The organism is uncultured Roseibium sp., from assembly GCF_947499295.1.
Taxonomy (GTDB): domain Bacteria; phylum Pseudomonadota; class Alphaproteobacteria; order Rhizobiales; family Stappiaceae; genus Roseibium.
Window position 1 is genome coordinate 1 of sequence record NZ_CANMNP010000181.1, and the last position, 206, is coordinate 206.

A 206-nucleotide genomic window follows, 5' to 3' on the forward strand; every position below is an offset into this window, starting at 1 on the left:
TGCGCCTTGGCGAGGCGCTCTTTGACGAGGTTAATCGCTGCCTCATCGCTTTTGATGACAAAGTCTTTCACGCCAAGTCGCGTCATCAACACGTTTGCCTGCAGGCGTCCTACCAGGTTGGTATCGCGAGCCAGGCCCCGATATTCCGAAAATGTCGTTTCTGAATTCGATAGACCGAAGTAACCCGTTCCCGCCAGCAGAGCCAG

At 54.9% G+C, this 206-nt stretch carries 1 protein-coding gene; it reads right to left on the reverse strand.

Annotated elements, in window-relative coordinates:
- Positions 1-206: hypothetical protein (locus tag Q0835_RS30310; RefSeq protein ID WP_298967228.1), on the reverse strand; the 206-nt coding region annotated here is incomplete at both ends.